The organism is Sulfitobacter sp. TBRI5, from assembly GCF_051013555.1.
Classification (GTDB): Bacteria; Pseudomonadota; Alphaproteobacteria; order Rhodobacterales; family Rhodobacteraceae; genus JL08.
The window spans coordinates 3,974,667-3,992,259 of record NZ_CP112884.1 but is presented as its reverse complement, the minus strand read 5'-3'; the positions used below and the strand labels follow the sequence as shown (position 1 = coordinate 3,992,259).

Below are 17,593 nucleotides of genomic sequence, written 5' to 3'. Positions count from 1 at the left end.
CGAAAACGAATGTTTTTTCGTATTGGCCGTTCTATCTGGCGAATTTCTGATTACATGTATCCGCAGGGATAGGTGGGAAAGTCATGGCAGAAGCGCATATTCTGGTTGTGGATGACGATGCGAAAGTACGCACGTTGCTGAACCGTTATCTTTCAGGCGAAGGGTTTTCCGTTGTCGAGGCTGAAAATGAACCAGATGCCTTGCAGAAAATCGAAAACACGCGGTTTGATCTGATCACGTTGGATATCAATCTGGGGCAGGGCGACGGGTTTGAAGTCGTGCGCAAGGTCCGGCAGCATTCCAGTGTTCCAATCGTTATGGTCACAGGCAAGGATGACGTCATCGACAAAGTTGTAGGGCTAGAGCTGGGGGCAGATGACTACATCACGAAACCGTTTCATCTGCGCGAACTGATGGCTCGCGTCAGAACAGTGTTGCGCCGTGCCAAAACCGCGCCATCGCTGCTGTCAACGGACGACGCAGCGCCGCCCGACGACAAGGGCGGCACCTATGCAGATACACTGGCCTTCCGCTTTGACGGTCTGGTGGCGATTCCCGACAGGTTCGAACTGATCGACCGGAACGGGCAAAACAGCGATCTGACCAGCGGGGATTTCAAATTGCTGACAATCTTTCTAGATCGTCCCAAACGCATTCTGTCTCGCGAACAATTGATGGATCTGATCGGGGGGCAGGACTGGACGCCGCTAGATCGGGCGATCGACAATCAGGTGGCGCGTCTGCGCAAAAAGATCGAACGTGATCCGTCGAACCCGAAACTGATCAAGACAGTGCGCGGTGTCGGTTATTCTCTGGCATGCGACGTCAAGCGTTCTGCCGATGCCTGATCGCGCGTGCGACGTTTGGTGGTCTTAACCGGGCGATGCTTTTGTGCCGCGTTACTGCCTGGCTGGCTGGCGACCTGCATGGACAGCGCAAAATAGTTGATCATGTCGCTCATCGAAACTACGCCACGCAGTTTCCCGCCCTCCGTGACAAGAAACTTGCGTGTGTTGGTCCGGTTCATCAAATCCAGAAGGTCTTTGGCCGTCATGTCCGGTGAAACCCTGTTGCTGTCGTCTTGGACGATGAACAAATCATTAACATGGGTTGATTGCCAGTTGTCATGGTCGATCCGCAGGACGGTTTGCAGATCGACATAGCCCAACACTGCACCGTTCTCGACCACCGGAACAAAACTTACACGATGGGCCAGCATAATATTGTCGACCAGGTTGGCCAGCGTGCTGTCCGGTGTCACCTTGAAAACGTTCCGCGTCATCAGATCGCTGACTTTCTGGCCTGACATGATTTTTGTCATCATTTGTTTCTGATAGGAGCTTTTGGCGGCTGCCAGAATGAAAAGGCCGATCACGATTTGCCATATGCCGCCGATCAAGGCGCCGCTGAACACGGACAGGAACCCCAGCCCCATCAGCGCATAGGCAAGGATTTCGCCGGATCGGGACGCAATGCGTGTTGCGTCAAGCAGGTTGCCGCTGCGGTGCCAAAGCAAAGCCCGCAACAGGCGCCCGCCATCCAACGGAAAGGCTGGAAGCAGGTTGAACAGCGCAAGAACCAGATTGATCAGTGCAAGATATTCAAGCACCGCCGTGGCAGGACCGGCAAAACCAAGCTCAGATAGGGCCGTGCCCATAAGCCAGAACCCAAGGGACAGTGCAATACTCATGACCGGACCGGCCAAAGCAGTGAAGAATTCGGATCGTGGCGTTGGCGGTTCTTCCGCAAGTTCGGCAACGCCGCCGAACACGAACAGGGTTATCCCGGTGATTTTAATGCCAAAGCTTCGCGCCACCAAAGCATGTGCGAGCTCGTGCAAGACCAGAGATGCAAAAAACAACAGCATGGCGATCAAGGCCATCAGAAAGTACATGTTTTCCGATGCGCCGGGCAAGGATGTCGGAAATACACCCGTCGCAAGGCTCCATGTGATCAGAGCGGCGATCAAAAACCAGCTTGGGTCGATTTTCACCTCGAACCCGAACAGAGACAGGATTTTTCTTGATCCCGAAAACATCGTAAAATCCCCAATAGACTGATTGAATTGTAATGGCTGTGATGTGGGGCAAATTGATCAATCTCAAATTTGGTTGCCGGTTACGCCCTAGCATCAGCGCTTTGTGGTACCGCCCGCAACCGTCTGGATCATTGACAACAGATTCCCGCAAAAGTCCCATGGAAGGACACGCAATTGACAGATAAAGTTGCCAGCCTGATCAAACAGATTAGTGACCTTGAAGACGAGCTTGAGGCTGAGTTTGAACGCCGCAGGGCCGCGTTGAATTTCCGGATCGACCATCATCGCGTGGTTTTTGAACGCGAAATCCAGAAACAGCACAGGGCTCTCAAGAAAAAACTGATGTCATATGTCGCGGGTGCGCGCCCGATGGTGATACTTACCGCGCCGGTGATTTACGCAATGATCGTGCCATTGATGCTGCTGGATGTGTTCGTGACAATGTACCAGACGATCTGTTTCCCTGTTTACAAAATCGAAAAAATCCAGCGGGGCAATTTCGTCACCTTTGATCGCAAGCATCTGTCCTATCTGAACGGGTTGGAAAAACTAAATTGCATGTATTGTTCTTACGGAAACGGGGTACTGGCCTATGCGCGCGAAATTGCAGCCAGTACGGAATTGTACTGGTGCCCGATCAAGCACGCCAGACGGATGCAGGGGCTGCACCGCCACTATCCCGAATTCGCCGAATATGGCGATGCCGAAGGATACCAGCGCCGCGTGCAGGCCGCGCGGAACAAATGTTTGTAACGCCAGCTTTTGCGTCGGGCGCCGTGTCCCGAAACACGTTAATGCGCCAGAAACACAGGCTGTTCAGTCTGCTGGACAAGAGTGCGGGTGGTGCCGCCAAAAATACCTTCGCGCAGTCGCGAATGGCCGTATCCGCCCATCACGATCAAATCGGCGCCGGTTTGTCGGGATTGCTCCAGAATGCAATCGCCTATCTCGCGGCCGCCGCTGGGAAGCTGTTGCACCGTAACGTTGCAGCCATGATGCGTAAGCCACTTGGCAACGTCTGATCCCGGGTTTTCACCATCCTGAAATTCGCTCATCTCCGGATCAAAGACTGCAACGGTAAGGGCATCGCTCTGACGCAGGATCGCAAGTGACTGATGGACAGCGCGGGCACATTGCAGGCTTGCGTTCCATGCGACAAGCACATGTTTGGGAGCTAGTGCCGCCCCGGCACCACTGTTCAGGATGACGCCAGTCGGCGACTGGAACAGGATGCCGTGCACAACCTGGCGGTAAAGATCGTCTTTCTTGCGTAGGTCATCCGAGGCAATCGCCAGATCACATAACATCGCCCGCCGCGCTACCGAACTGGCGGTCAAAGACGGTTCGGAACATACAATCGTGATGTCACCCGACACGTCATGGCGCTTTAACAGCGCTTCAACTGCGTCTGTCTTTGCATTCAGCGCGTCCTGTTCCGTCCGCGCCTCGTTTTGCCAGTCTTCGGGAATAACTGTGGTGCCATAGGGCGGCGCCCCATAGGAATAAATCGGAATTTGAGGCATCTCTCCCACAATCAGGACGGCCACGTGCACAGACTGCACGCGTGCCGCTTCCAGAATTCTGGACAGATCGGCATCGGGGCACTCTTTGCTGATCGCAAACAGAATTGTGCTGTTTTCCATTCATTGTTCCTTTGACCAAAGGCGAAACGCCAGGTGCTGTTCCAGTGTCAGACAGGTTCTGACTTGCTTGTTTTGGTAGCTTTCTGTGAAATCTCGGTTGTTTCCTCAATTGCTTCGACTTCGTTGGACACAACCAGCTCGGCACAGCGCGTCATCAAATCCAGACCTTCGCGCGCGTCTTCTGCCAGTCGCTCCATCGAATGGGCCTGCCAGTCGGCCAGCGCTTTCATCGCAGCACTTGGATCATTCGCCCCGTCCGTTGCAACGACGCTGCTGGCTTTCAGCGCGGATTGGGTCGCCTGATGGCGCCGCTTGAACCATGCCTTGGAAAATTTCTGCGCTTCGTCCAGAATCCGATCCTGCGCCTGCCAGAAATGTTTGGCCTGCGGCCCGAACATCGGGTTTGCAGCCATCATCGAATTGGCGGATTTCATCGCTTCCAGCATCCCGTTCTGTTTCGTATCTGTCTTTGCCATCAATTCATCCTTTCGTGACGCGTTTCACAAGTTTCAACGCGCAGTCTAGCGGATTGGTTCACTCCGACATTAACAAGGATCAATTTAGCCACATTCAACGGCTGGCACGCAAAAACCCGCCAAGCTCGCCGCCCGGATTGATCAAACGCAATCCCGTCGCGCGTCCATCGCCTAGCATGATTGGATAGCAACTTGGGGGCGTGGGATGTTGAGAGCCGAAGAACTTGTTCATTTTGACAGATTTCTTGCCACACCGTGCGGCAGCAAGGATGTGCGAAACCTTTTGATGCAACTGCACCCGCGGCTGCACGAATGTCGCGCCGAAGCCGGTGAAATCATAGCCCATGAAGGAGACACAGGCAGTTTCTTTGTCGTGGTCGTGCAGGGCTGGATTGCGCTGACCAAAGTGATGGACGGCGGAGAAACTGCCATTTTCGATTTGATGCTGGATGGCGATGCTTCGCTGATTGCGGCAGGGCGCGGCAGCAGATTGCCCTACAGCGTCGAAGCCCTGAGCGATGTGCGGTTTTTCATGTTCAATGATAAAATGATCGACGGTCCCGAACCCGAGGCCGCGTCTTTGCGCCGCTATATGCGTACCGCAAACACTGCCCTTTTGGCGCGCACGTCGGAACTGTTGCTGCGTATCGGGCACGGCAACGCGGAAACCCGCGTCGCCTATGCGCTGATCGAACTTTTTCTGAGGCTGGAAGCCATAGGAAGAACCAACGGATTCCAATTTCATATTCCGATGACGCAAAGGCAATTGGGTCAGTTTACCGGCCTTTCGAACGTGCATGTATGCCGTACGTTGCGGCGGTTCTGCCGCAAAAATCTGGTTAAAACCGAAGGGCGGACAGACATCGAGATCACGGATATCCACAGTATCTGCGCGCTGGCGGGCGTTGATCTGGACGATCTTCGCGACGAGATTCTGCCGCGCGTGGCCGTATGATATGACCTATCTGAACTCTACGATTTCTCCCAAGGTCTCACCGGCGGTTTTTTCGCACACGTCGCGGGCAATATCGCCCAGCGACAAGATGCCAACGATCTGACCATCGTCATCGCACACAATCAGGCGCCGGATCTGGTAATCCCCCATGATGCCGGCGCCGTGGGAAATGCTGTCATCCGCGCGACAAGTGATAACCGGCTCTGACATAATCTGGCCGACCGACATGTCAGCGCCCAGCCCGGTCCGGCACATTAGGCGCAGTACAATATCGCGGTCAGTGACAACGCCAACGGGCCGGCGGTTTTCGCAGACCGGTACAAACCCTATGTTTCTGGCCTGCATAAGCGCTGCAACCGCCTGCGCCGTTGTGTCGGGCGTAATGATGGTAACATCGGATTGCATGATTTGGTGAACATCGCGCACTGAACACTCCTCTTGTTGATGCGGATGGCTGCTAAATTAGCGGGATTGGTGATGTTGGAAATTAACCGCGGTCAATGACGCCGGGTCTGGTGCCGTATTCACTACAAGGGTGGCCCGGTGATTTGCCTTGATCCGTCACTGTCCCCCGCGATCTTGCATCTTATTGGGCCGCGCTTTCAAACGGACCGGGTAGAAAACTGGTCCAGATAGCCGTGGGCGAGATGTGGCAGACCGCTTCGCGGCAAGCCGCGCCGGGCGCATGGCCGGTGTTGGCCGTCTTTCGGATGCAACGGAGATCCTGAACCTTCAGGCGGGCAGTGTCGTTGTGAGCTCATCCCGGTAAAGTCAGGGTTTCTAAAACAGTTTGGTCTGCATAGTGCGGGCGCTTGTTCGCAGATTGGACCGTATCTTGTTTCTTGGATCGGGCTAGTACAAGCCCGTTATGTCGCCATTGCATCGCTGGATATCGACAAGGTACCGGTCATCAATCATCCCGAGTGCCGTGTCATCCTGCAGCATGGTATTCGAATGTGCTTGGGAAAGGCCGTAGGACATGCGCAAAGCGGCCACTGTCTGGGTGGACATCTGGTGATAGCGACCGATATCCAGATCGTTCAGGCCAAGGTCGATCAGGCTGCTGAGTGTCTTTCGTGCATCCGGTCCCAACCTTGTCCGAGCGGTGGCGATGTCAGACGCGATATTGTTAAACTTCATGTCTATCCTCCCCTCCTGTTGCGGCATTGGCTACCTGGCGCGCGTTAGGCATTTCTTGCCATATTCATCGGGCGACACGTTGACCGGTGCCAATCGAACCGAACGCGCGCGTTTCATCGACATATTCCAGCCAATTGCCTTAACGCGGGTTAATGCTGGCCGGTTCCAGCCCCGATATCCAAAGAAAAGGGTCAGCAAGATGGCCCGGTTTCGGGCGGACAGGAGGAAGATGATTGGCAGACACTCACACCACTGTCATCAAAATTCCGGAAGCGGTTGGCGTCTTTGACAGTTTTGAAGCGCTTCAGGGGGCTGTCTATGATCTGCGCATGGCGGGGTTCAGCCGCTATGATCTTAGCATGTTGGGACGCCAGGACGATCTGGAAGAAAAACTTGGCCGGCGCTACTGGCGTACCACTGAACTTGAAGATGATCCGAATGCGCCGCGCTCTGCTTTCGTTTCGGAAGAGGCGATCGGCGAACTGGAAGGCGCGATTGCGGGCGGTGTTTTCTTTATTCCGTCCTATGTCGCGTTGGCAGCCATGGCCGCAGCAGGCGCAACTACAATGGCCACGATGGCCGTCTTTGGCATCGTTGGCGTGCCGGCACTGGTGATTGGCGCATTACTTGCGCGCAGGGTGGGAAAAAAGCACAGGGATCATTACGCCAGTCAGGTCGAACATGGCGGCATATTGCTTTGGGTACGTGTCAAGGATGCCGAAAAGGAACGCCTCGCGCGTGATATCCTCAAGGGGCATTCGGGGCGCGATGTGTATGTGCATGATTGGTCAACTTAAGACAGGTCTGCACGCAAACACAAAAAAGAAAAAACAGATGACGATACGTTCTTTAACTTTGCGTCTTCTGGCTTTACTTGCGAATACCGGAGGCACCTGGCCAGATCAGTATCCGGTTACCGGAAAGGAATGTGGCGCCGATGATCCTGTCGCCACGCTCGACTCAAGAGACTGCCTGCCGCCAGCGGTGTAAACCCTTGGCGTTGCGCGTAATCACAAGGGATCGTGCACGCAGTGATCTTGCGAAAACAGGGAGGCGCACCCATTCCCGCGGCTTCGCCTGAACCTTCTGATACCCTTACAGACCGGCACGATCCTATTGGGCATTTGCAGCGGTCTGCCTGCCACGACACATACGGCCTTTCCGACAAAGGGTATTGCAGGCAGCAGATGGCTGGCGCATTCAGAGCCCGGCAAAGCCAGGGGCAGTCAGCAACCGGAGGGGATCATGGCAGAGATTTGGGCAAAGGCGCTGGAAGATCTTTGGGGTATCAAAGCGCACCTGTCGCGTCTGGACGGGGAATATGATCTTAACTACCGCGCCGTGACGGCAGAGGGATCAGCCTTTATCGTCAAGGTAATGCGGGCGGATTGCGACCCTGCGATGGTCGATTTACAGGTGGCAGCGCTGGGTCACGTGGCGCAGCATACACCCGAAATTCCGATGCCGCGCGTGGTGACGGCGCTGGACGGGGCAGACACACTTGTCGTGCGCGACACGGACGGCAAGGACCGTCTGGTGTGGGTACAGACGGCTTTGCCCGGAGGCTGCTACGCGGCGTTCAAGCCACATTCCGATACTTTGATTCACGCGCTGGGGCGTCAGACAGGGCGGCTTGCCGCGACGCTGGAAAGTTTTGAACACGATGCCCTTGCACGTGATTTCAAATGGAACCTGACCCGGTCAGACTGGATCGCGGATCAGCTGGACGTGATCGCCAACCCTGATCGCCGCGCCATGCTTGAGCAGATTTGCGGCGCGTTTGCCGCGATTAAGTCCGCTTTGGGCCAGCTTGCCGTGCAGGCGGTTCACAATGATCTTAACGATTACAACATCCTTGTGGACCTGGACGGATCTGTGCCGGTGGTATCGGGATTGATAGATCTGGGTGATATGTGTGCTGCCCCGCGCATCTGTGATCTGGCCATCGCTGCGGCATACGTAGTGTTGGACCATCCCGCGCCGGAACGCGCCGTGACGGCCCTGATTGCAGGCTATCACGCTGAAAACCCGCTGACCGGAGTGGAAATTGATATGGTGTGGCCGTTGCTGCGCATGCGGTTGGCCAAAAGTGTGGTGAATTCGACATTGATGGCGCGGGAAACACCCGATGATCCCTATGTCACGATCTCGCAAGCTCCGGCGTGGCGGTTTCTTGAACAGCCGGAAATAGAGCCCGAATTGCTGCGCTGCCGGTTGCGCAGCGCCTGCGGATTGCCGGTTGATGATGCGGCGGCGCGTACGGCCGCATGGCTGGCCAAGGCGCGCGGCAGCTTTGCCGATGTGATCGGTGTGTCGCTTTACGATGCGCCGATGGGCGCGCTGTCGGTCGAGGCATCGGCAACCCCGCGCAATCCCTTTGATCTGGCCCACGCCGAAGCAGCCGCCATCGGCAGCGAGACATTCGGCCCCGATGATATCTGGCTGGGCTATTACGCAGAGCCGCGCCTGATCTATACGGCCCCTGTATTTCGCCAGGGAAAATGGAAGGCATCGGACCGCCGGACAGTGCATCTTGGCGTTGACGTATTTGCGGCTGCGGGAACAGACGTACATGCCCCGATGGCAGGCACGGTGGCCTTTACCGAAAACCGCACCGGTGAACTGGATTATGGTGGCATGGTGATCCTGCAACATACCACCCCCGATGGGGATGTGTTCCATACGCTTTATGGCCATCTTGATCCCGACAGTTGCGCTGGTCTGCGCGTGGGCCAAACGATCGACAAAGGCGCGGTTTTCGCGCGGCTGGGCGCGGCAGATTGCAACGGTGGCTGGGTGCCGCATCTGCATTTTCAGCTGGCGTTATCGCTGGCGGGCATGGGAACGGACTGGCCCGGTGTGGCCAATCCGGATGAAATGGCGCTTTGGGGCGCGATCTGTCCGAACCCGGCGGCACTGCTGAACCTTGAGGATGCGCATGTTGCCCATACTCCGACCGACAAGGCCCATGTCCGCGAAATGCGGGCCCGGCATTTCGGCGGCAACCTGAAGCTAAGCTACAGCGATCCCGTGATGATGCTGCGGGGCTGGAAACACCATCTTTTTGATGAATGGGGCCGGCCCTATCTGGATGCCTACAACAACGTCCCGCATGTCGGACACGCACACCCGCGTATTCAGGCGGTGGTCGCGGACCAGCTGCTGCGGATGAATTCCAACACCCGCTATTTGCATCCCGCGCAGGCGGCTTTTGCGGATAAACTGTTGTCGAAACTGCCGCCGGAATTGTCGGTTTGCTGGTTTGTCAATTCGGGAAGCGAAGCCAACGAGCTGACCTTGCGTCTGGCGCGTGCGGCAACCGGGGGGCGGGCGATGATCACGCCGGATCACGGCTATCACGGCAATACCACCGGTGCGATTGACCTATCCGCCTACAAATTCAACGCGCCGGGCGGCATTGGCCAGCCTGATTGGGTCGAACTGGTTGATATCCCCGATGACTATCGCGGGGCGTTCCGGCGCGATGATCCCAAGCGCGGTTTGCGATTTGCCGCACAGGTAGATGCCGCACTGGATCGGATGGGCGGCAAGGGGCACAAACTGGCAGGGTTCATTGCCGAAACATTTCCGTCCGTTGGCGGCCAGATTATTCCGCCCCCCGGCTACCTGCAGGGCGTTTATGAACGGATCCGCGCTGCAGGGGGGGTCTGCATCGCAGACGAGGTGCAGACCGGACTGGGGCGGCTGGGTTCACATTATTTTGCGTTTCAGGCGCAGGACGTTTTGCCTGATATGGTGGTGCTGGGCAAACCGATCGGAAACGGCCATCCTATCGGTGTGGTCGTCAGCACGCCCGAAATTGCCGCCGCTTTTGCCCGGGGCCCCGAGTTCTTTTCGACATTCGGCGGCTCTACCCTGTCCTGCCGCGTCGGCAAGACCGTGCTGGATATCGTCGATAACGAAGGGCTGATGCAGAACGCAGAGACGATGGGGCGCCGTTTGATGGACGGGCTGCGCGATCTGGCCGGACAGTTTCCGTTGATCGGGGATGTCCGTGGAATGGGCCTGTTCGTCGGAGTGGAACTGGTGCGGGACCGCACCAGCCGCGCACCCGCGACACAGGCAACGTCTTACATCCTGAACCGGATGCGTGAAGAACGCATTCTGATGGGACGCGAAGGCCCCGACGACAACATCCTTAAAATCCGCCCGCCCCTGACGATCGATGCAGAGGGTATCGACATGGTGCTTGACCGGTTGGGCGCGGTTCTGGCGGAAACCGGCAGCGCGCCGTAGGGGCGGTATCCGGTCAGGCCGCGCGCGGTGCTAGCGTTGGGTTCTCAGTCTCGAACGCCTCCCATTGCAGATGGCCGCAATAGCGCTGTGACAGCTGTCCGGAACCGTCCATAAGAAACAGGTGAAGCCAGCGGTTGTCGAACAGGGCGCGTACATTTGGGTGGCGGGCCAGAATATCACTCACGGCATCGGCTGGCGCTTCGATGCAAACCGAAAGACGCAGCGGATCGTGGGCAAAGCCGGTTCCGTCATGCACCGATTGCCATGGCAATCCGGACCGCAGCACCCCGCCGTTGCCTTCGACAACGCCAACGCCTCCGGTCACGTTGTGCAACAGCTTGTTACCGGCTCCGAAGACATCGGGTGCCACCACCGATCCGTAATATTGCAGGCTGATCCAGCTGGCCACCACAACGGGGGCGGTCAGGATCAGTTCCAACACACCAAATCCATCGTCTTTTTCCCAGTTGTAGTCGTGCAGGAACGCACGACCGCCTAACCCCTTGCCACGGGTGCGTGCCCTTGGGGCGGCGATGAACGCATTGCATCCGGCCAGCGCCCATTCGGGGCGGGTTTCGGCCCAGTCGGTGCTGCGGCCTGGAACATCGGCGCCATTTGCCGCGCGCGGCAGGCGGACAGCGCGTTCCGTTCGCGCGATTTTGCCCGCCGCAGCCAGCCAGCCTTCGGTCTTGGCAATCAGCGACATGTGGGCGCGATGTGCAAGATCGGATGTGAACAGGGTCACCGCATCGGTGGTTGTATCGTGCAAGGCACCCAGAAACACCGTGTCTTTGGGGATTTCGATGCCGTCTTGCGCCAGACCTGTGCGCACCTCGGTGTCGTTCAGCAATCCGGCCAGAAGCCTTGCGTTGACATCGCCGGCATACCCGCCGCACGCCCCGCAATGCAGCGCGCTGGCATGGGGGTTGTTCACCACGTTCGCGCCATGGCCCACCAGCAGGACAAGCGGTGCAAAACCTGTTGTCATCGACATTGCGCGCAGGATCGTGGCTGCCGCCGCGATTCTGTCAGCCAGTGGCAGGGCATCGTCCAGATGCGGCTGATGCGGATCGATGGACGATGAATGCGGCAGCCCAAGCGCGTCGCGCACCAGTTTGCCAGCATAAACCGGGCCTGTCGCCTCGACAAAGGCAAAGGAAGACACCGCCGCCAGTTTAAACCGACCCCAGGCCCGCGATGTGCGCGCCGAAAGACGCGCTGATTGATCCGCAGCTTTTGTCTGGGCGCGGGTAGACGTGCTGGTCAGCCCCGGATTCAACAGGACGGGCAGGCGGTTTTCATCGACATCTGATGCGAACGAGCGGTGTGCCGGTGTCAGGCCGAAAAATCCGGCAAAACCCAGCGTCTGAATATTGGGATCAAGCGACTCCAATGCCCGTCTGAACACTTCCGACCGCACGTCGATGCAAAACGCAGCCTGAAGACCGGGGCGGCCCTCCGGTGTGTCCTGACCGGTCTTTGCCAGCGTGCTGGCCAATTTGCGCTGGGCTGCGTGTTCTGCAGCGTCCTGCAAAACCGTTGTCGCGATCTGCGTTGCAGACGCGACCGGCGGTGTGGCGTGGGCCGCGCAGATGTCGGACCAAAGCGGCGCGATCTGCGGTTTGTACTGGTCAAACAGCGCCTTTTCCCAGATCAGCCGGATTGTCAGCAGATCTGTGGTAATGGCATCGGTTGTGCCAGCCAGTTCGGCCTGCCACAATTTTTGGCGCGCCAGTTGCGACCATCCGCCCAGACCCAGCAGAAGCTGGTGAAAATAGGTGGGCGCCGCAGCGGGTGTCAGTGCAATGGTATCGCAAGCCAGTGGCAAGGCGGTTCTGGCACGGGCAGGCATCGCAGCCACAGTGGCGGAAAACCCTGCCAAACCGGTGATTTCCGGGGTCAGGTCGCGGCTTGCAAAGATCTGCCAGCTTTCAAACGCCCCGCGACCGGGCGTGGCCTGCCACAACGCCTGACCGGTATCGAAATATCCCGCCGCCCATGCGCCGAACCGTTCCTCGATCAGGCCGGGCCAGTCGATGCCGGATAATTTTGCCGCAAGATGCGCAACGGTTGGCAAGGCGGTGACAGCGTCATCCTCCGCAGCCGCAACGGCTTTCAACGCATCCAGAGTTTCGGGCGCGCCAGACGGCGCCCGTGCCAGTGACGCCGCCAGATCCTGATCTGTGATCGTGCCATCTGCAATCCGCGCCTGATACCAACTGTGCGGCATCGTGACCGACATGCCTGCCACCCGGCCCATCAAAGCGGCAACATCGGCCAGCGACTGGTCTGTCTGGCCAAGAAACGGATTGACGGCCACGGAGGAAGACAAGGGCCAAAGCGGCGGGATGGCGCGGCTTGCCGCTTCCGAGGCCGCATGAAGTTCAAGGTGCAGACCGGACGTGCCGCCATGTGTTTCGGGTTTCATTTTGTGGCTCCTTTTTTGAAAGTTGTGTACCGCGACCAGCCGTTCAAAAGGCGGTCTTCGATGGCATTGATGTAAAGACCATTGGACAGGTGGATGCGCAGGCCCTGCGCCGCAGGGTGATGCGACCAAAGCGGCAATGTCGCCTGGGCCAGCGCCACCATGCCAAAGCTGAACAGCGCCAGCAGGATCAGCGCCCATTCCAAAGCACCGGGCGCCGGTGTCGGCGGCAAGGTAGCTGATGTGATCCACTCTGACCCGCGTTGCAGCGCCACATAGCTGACAGCGGCGACAAAAGACAGGAATGCCGTGCGGCGGGTCAGGGCGCGCGGTGCGGCATCGGCCAGGCCCTGCGCCAGCAAATAGGCCACGCCAAAGATCAGGATCGCCCCCAGCGCCACCGCTTGCGGTGATTTGGCCCCCAGCCCGAAAATCCAGCCGGACGTGATGTAGACAACGCCGTAAATGGCGATGGCAAGGCCGAACGCCCGCGCCACTGCGCGCAGATCAGGCACCGCTACCGGGCCGGGTTTGCGTATGACTGCAACCCGTTCAACCGCGCCGCCCGCAGACAGAAAGGCGTGCGCCTTGTAAAGCGAATGGGCCACGATATGCAAAAGTGCCAACTGGAACAGCGCAAGGCCGCATTGCAGGATCATGAACCCCATCTGCGCAACGGTTGACCACGCCAGCGAAGCCTTGACCGTGGGTTGCGTCAGCATGACAAGCCCGCCGAACAGGGCGGTGAACCCGCCCACCATCACCAGCACCGCCAAAATCAGAGGCGACAGCAGCAGCACATCGGCAAACCGGATCAACAGAAACCCGCCGCCGTTGACCACGCCTGCGTGTAACAGGGCCGACACAGGTGTCGGGGCCTCCATCACTTCGGTCAGCCAGCCGTGGGTTGGAAATTGTGCAGATTTCAGAAGCGCCGCAAGGGCGATCAGAGCCGCAGCACCCGCCGCCAGAGCACCGCCTTCGCCCAGCCGTGCGGCCGCCAGAATATCCGAAATGCGGGTGGTGCCATAGGCAGCGACCAGCATCAGCGCCGCGGTGATCAGCGCAGCATCGCCGGCACGCGCTGTGACGAATTTCTTGTAGGCGGCACGCTGTGCGGCCACGCGCCCCGGATAGAACAGCAACAGGCGATGCAGGCACAGGCTTGTCACGATCCATGCGCCGATGAACTGGATCAGGTTGCCGGACTGCACCAGCAGCAGCACTGCAGCCAGGGTACCCGCCAGCCAGATGGTAAAATCGGTCTGGCGGTGTTCGCCGTCCAGATAGGTCCGCGCATAGCGCATCACGACCCAGCCGATAAAGGCCACTAGACCCAGAATCGTCACGCTGATGACGTCCAGCCGCGATGACAGCCCCACGCCGGCCAGTCCGAAAAGCGGGCTGTCGCCTGCGCCTTTGCCCAGCAGAACAGCCAGCGAAAGCACACTGACGGCCAGCGCGGCAACGGCTGCCGCTTCACCGATCAACGCGCCGTGGCGGGGCAGGGTATCCCGCCGCAGATGCAGCCAGAGGGCAGCACCGAAAAGCGCGGCAGGGGCAAGAAGGGGCACGGTGTAGATCAGCATCGGAAACTCCAACTGGGCAGGTCTGTTGTCCGGCGTGATACGCGCAGTGCTGATGTGAAATAAAATTCATTGTTCACAACGTTTCGTTCGTTTAAAGCGAACGATATGCCCGATATGAACTTTAACCATCTGCGCTATTTCTGGCAGGTCGCCCATGACGGCAACCTGACGCGCACCGCATCGCGCCTGAACCTGTCGCAATCGGCTGTTTCGGTGCAGATCCGCAAGCTTGAGGATCGGCTGGGCCATGCGTTGTTTGAACGGCGCGGGCGGCAATTGCATCTGACCGAGGCGGGGCGGATCACCCTTGATTACGCCGATACCATCTTTGGCGCGGGTCAGGATCTGATGGCAACGCTGAACCAAACCGGCAGCCCGCGTCAGGTCTTGCGTGTGGGCGCGCTGGCCACCTTGTCGCGTAATTTCCAGATCGAGTTTTTGCGCCCCCTGCTGGGGCAGGCGGATGTCGAACTTGTGCTGCGCTCGGGCACGTCGATGGAATTGCTGCAAGGGCTGGAAACCCTAAGCCTTGATGTGGTGCTGACCAATCGCGTGCCGGCACCCGATGCGATGACGGCCTTTATCGCGCATCCTGTGTCAGAACAGCCTGTCAGCGTGATCGGAACACCGGCGCGGATCGGGCAGGCCGAAACATTGCAGGCGCTTTTGATGGGGCATCCGATCATCGTTCCGACCAAGGAAAGCCCGGTCAGAACCGGTTTTGACACGTTGTGTGAACGGCTGGACATTTCACCGGTACTGGCCGCCGAAGTCGATGATATGGCGATGATGCGGCTGTTGGCGCGCGAAGATATCGGCCTTGCCGTTTTGCCGCCGATCGTTGTGAAAAACGAACTTGCGACCGGATTGTTGAAAGAGGCGGACCATCTTGTTGGCCTGACGGAAAGCTTTCATGCGGTGACGGTCAAGCGCAAGTTTCCCAACCCGTTGCTTGCGGGACTTCTGGCGCCGCCGCAAGCGGGCGTTGGTCTGTGAAACCGCGCACTTGCCCTTGCCCGCAATAGACCCGTCGCGGCAGAGGTGATAATTCAGGGCGCATGGGTACGATCACATCCCTTTTTGTACGCAAGGTGGTCCGCGCTGCCGGACAGGATATCGACCGTGCCGCTGTTCTGCGCTCTGTCGGGCTTGACCCTGATCGCCAGATCGACGTTGCAGAACGCATTACCGATATCGCCTATTACGAAATGCTGGAAACCATAGCGGCGCAGCTGGACGATGCCATCGCGTTCCCGTTGCGGGTTGGCCAGTCGATGCAGGCTGACGATTACGGCGCTTTCGGACTGGCCTGGAAAACCGCGCCAACGTTGCGCGGGTCGCTGGAACGGGCCGAACGCTATGCGCTGCTTTTGACCTCGGTCGCGGGGTATGAGGTTCGCGAAACGGATCGCGGTGCTTTTTTCAGAACACACCGGTCAGGGGTACGCAGACTGGGCATGCGCCTGTCAAACGAGGCGACGCTGGCCAGTGTCACATCGATCATCCGGCAGGTATCGCCCGCGCCGTTTACCCCGCTTGAGGTTCATTTCCAGCATCCGGCCCCGGCATCGGTTTCAGCCCACGAAACATATTTTGGCTGTCCGGTTCACTTTGGTTCGAACGCCGATGAAATTCTGGTGTCGTCGGTTGATCTGGACCGGCCCAATCATCTTGGGGATCCAGCCGTTTCAAAATTTCTGGATGCGCATCTGCAATCCGAACTTGCCGCGCAAACCGGGCAGACATCATTTGAAGACGTGATGATGCGCAAGATTTCGGATGCCCTGAGCGAGGGTGTGCCACGGGCCGCCCGCATTGCAAAAGAAATGGGCGTTAGCGAAAGAACCCTGCATCGCAGAGTGTCCCAGCATGGCACGTCCTTCCAGTCCGTATTGGAAAATGCGCAGCGTCGTCTGGCAGAAGGTCTTTTGGTTCAAAGCGAGCATTCCATTGCCGAAATCGCCTTTCTGACCGGATTTTCCGAACAAAGCGCGTTTACCCGTGCGTTCAAGCGCTGGGTGAACGACACGCCTGCCGCCTTTCGTGAAACGCACGGGGCAAGCCGCTGACACCGCGTCTGGCAGGATCGGTCAAACCACTGGCAGGCACGGTCAATACAAAAGACGGCACTGCCCCGCATTCTGGCTGCATCATTCAAACACAGGAGATTTATGATGCAGACCCAACCCATTCTTGTGATCGGCGCCAACGGCAAGACCGGAAGCCGGATCGCCAATATTTTGTCAACGCGCGGTTTTGATGTGCGCAAAGGCACACGCAATGCAACCATCCCGTTCGATTGGGATGACGAAACCACATGGGCGCCTGCGCTGGAAGGTGTCGCAGCGGCCTATGTTTCGTATTTTCCCGATCTGGCCTTTCCCGGTGCCGACGACAAGATCGCAGCCCTGTCGGCGCTGGCGAAATCCATCGGCACACAGCGGCTTGTTCTGCTGTCGGGGCGCGGTGAAACCCATGCTGAAACCTGTGAAAACATCATAGCCCGATCCGGTGTTGATTACACGCTGGTCCGCTGCGCGTGGTTTGCCCAGAACTTCAGCGAAGGTTATCTGCGTGATCCTGTTCTGGGCGGCGAGATTGCCTTGCCTGCCGGTGACGTCCGCGAACCGATTGTCGATGTTGATGATATCGCCGAGGTGGCCGTTGCGGCCCTGACCGTAGATGGGCATTCCGGTGCTCTCTACGAAGTGACCGGCCCACGCCTTTTGCATTTTTCGCAGGCGGCGGTTGAACTTACCGAAGCCGTTGGCAGACCGGTGCGCTACGTCCCCATTACACTTGCGCAATTCCACAGCGCCATGACCGAAATCGGCGGTGCCTTTATTGCCGATGTGTTCACCCATGTCTGCAAAGAGGCGCTGGACGGGCGCAACGAATGGCTGGGGGATGGGGTGCAACGGGCATTGGGCCGCGCACCACGCGATTTCGCCGATTTTTGCAACAAGGCGGCGACGTCCGGTGCCTGGCAGGCGGCCGCCTGACACCGGCCCGCGCCGGCGTTCACATCGCGATCTTTGATGAACCCTTGCGCATCCTGCCCGACAAGATC

General features: G+C 58.3%; 15 protein-coding genes. 8 read left to right on the top strand and 7 right to left on the bottom strand.

Annotated elements, in window-relative coordinates:
* Positions 1-83: 83 nt before the first annotated feature.
* Complete coding sequence (locus tag OLX72_RS19855) at positions 84-848, top strand: response regulator (protein ID WP_114869528.1); 765 nt, start codon at positions 84-86, stop codon at positions 846-848.
* Here the strand turns inward: OLX72_RS19855 and OLX72_RS19850 are convergent.
* Positions 806-2,038, bottom strand: coding sequence for a site-2 protease family protein (locus tag OLX72_RS19850; RefSeq protein WP_433989401.1), 1,233 nt, complete (start codon positions 2,036-2,038; stop codon positions 806-808). The two genes, OLX72_RS19855 and OLX72_RS19850, sit on opposite strands and share 43 nt — an antisense overlap.
* Positions 2,039-2,212: 174 nt before the next feature.
* Between OLX72_RS19850 and OLX72_RS19845 the strand changes: the two genes are divergently transcribed.
* Complete coding sequence (locus OLX72_RS19845; RefSeq protein ID WP_114869530.1) at positions 2,213-2,791, top strand: hypothetical protein; 579 nt, start codon at positions 2,213-2,215, stop codon at positions 2,789-2,791.
* A gap of 38 nt (positions 2,792-2,829) precedes the next feature.
* Here the strand turns inward: OLX72_RS19845 and OLX72_RS19840 are convergent, their stop codons facing one another.
* Both OLX72_RS19840 and OLX72_RS19835 read right to left on the bottom strand, forming a co-directional pair.
* Positions 2,830-3,681: a universal stress protein gene (locus OLX72_RS19840; RefSeq protein WP_433989400.1), complete on the bottom strand. Its 852-nt coding sequence runs from the start codon at positions 3,679-3,681 to the stop codon at positions 2,830-2,832.
* A 47-nt stretch (positions 3,682-3,728) separates the two neighbouring features.
* Positions 3,729-4,157 (bottom strand): hypothetical protein, encoded by a 429-nt coding sequence (locus OLX72_RS19835; protein WP_114869532.1) that lies wholly within the window; start codon positions 4,155-4,157, stop codon positions 3,729-3,731.
* 205 nt (positions 4,158-4,362) lie between these two features.
* On the opposite strand from OLX72_RS19835, the gene OLX72_RS19830 reads away from it, so the two are divergent.
* Positions 4,363-5,112, top strand: a complete 750-nt coding sequence (locus tag OLX72_RS19830) for a Crp/Fnr family transcriptional regulator (RefSeq protein WP_114869533.1) — start codon at positions 4,363-4,365, stop codon at positions 5,110-5,112.
* Between the two features lie 6 nt (positions 5,113-5,118).
* Here the strand turns inward: OLX72_RS19830 and OLX72_RS19825 are convergent, their stop codons facing one another.
* On the bottom strand, positions 5,119-5,538 hold the full coding sequence (locus OLX72_RS19825; protein ID WP_114869534.1) for a CBS domain-containing protein: 420 nt from the start codon (positions 5,536-5,538) through the stop codon (positions 5,119-5,121).
* Positions 5,539-5,964: 426 nt separating this feature from the next.
* On the bottom strand, positions 5,965-6,252 hold the full coding sequence (locus OLX72_RS19820; RefSeq protein ID WP_162797944.1) for a hypothetical protein: 288 nt from the start codon (positions 6,250-6,252) through the stop codon (positions 5,965-5,967).
* Between the two features lie 233 nt (positions 6,253-6,485).
* Here OLX72_RS19820 and OLX72_RS19815 point away from each other — a divergent pair, with 233 nt between their 5' ends.
* Positions 6,486-7,049 (top strand): hypothetical protein, encoded by a 564-nt coding sequence (locus OLX72_RS19815; protein ID WP_114869536.1) that lies wholly within the window; start codon positions 6,486-6,488, stop codon positions 7,047-7,049.
* Positions 7,050-7,497: 448 nt separating this feature from the next.
* Entirely contained in the window at positions 7,498-10,509 is a 3,012-nt protein-coding gene (locus OLX72_RS19810) for an aminotransferase class III-fold pyridoxal phosphate-dependent enzyme (protein WP_433989399.1), read from the top strand.
* A 13-nt stretch (positions 10,510-10,522) separates the two neighbouring features.
* Here OLX72_RS19810 and OLX72_RS19805 read toward each other — a convergent pair whose 3' ends face one another.
* Both OLX72_RS19805 and OLX72_RS19800 read right to left on the bottom strand, forming a co-directional pair.
* Entirely contained in the window at positions 10,523-12,937 is a 2,415-nt protein-coding gene (locus OLX72_RS19805; protein ID WP_114869537.1) for a YbcC family protein, read from the bottom strand.
* The gene (locus tag OLX72_RS19800) at positions 12,934-14,523 is read right to left on the bottom strand and encodes a proton-conducting transporter transmembrane domain-containing protein (RefSeq protein ID WP_433989398.1); all 1,590 of its coding nucleotides are present in this window, start codon (positions 14,521-14,523) and stop codon (positions 12,934-12,936) included. The genes OLX72_RS19805 and OLX72_RS19800 overlap by 4 nt, the downstream gene beginning before the upstream one ends.
* Positions 14,524-14,628: 105 nt before the next feature.
* Between OLX72_RS19800 and OLX72_RS19795 the strand changes: the two genes are divergently transcribed.
* The 3 genes from OLX72_RS19795 (at position 14,629) to OLX72_RS19785 (ending at position 17,525) form a co-directional block, all read left to right on the top strand.
* Positions 14,629-15,519, top strand: a complete 891-nt coding sequence (locus OLX72_RS19795) for a LysR family transcriptional regulator (protein ID WP_114869539.1) — start codon at positions 14,629-14,631, stop codon at positions 15,517-15,519.
* 62 nt (positions 15,520-15,581) lie between these two features.
* Positions 15,582-16,592, top strand: coding sequence for an AraC family transcriptional regulator (locus tag OLX72_RS19790; RefSeq protein WP_114869540.1), 1,011 nt, complete (start codon positions 15,582-15,584; stop codon positions 16,590-16,592).
* A gap of 102 nt (positions 16,593-16,694) precedes the next feature.
* Positions 16,695-17,525, top strand: a complete 831-nt coding sequence (locus OLX72_RS19785) for an NmrA family transcriptional regulator (protein ID WP_433989397.1) — start codon at positions 16,695-16,697, stop codon at positions 17,523-17,525.
* The last annotated feature ends 68 nt before the right edge of the window (positions 17,526-17,593 follow it).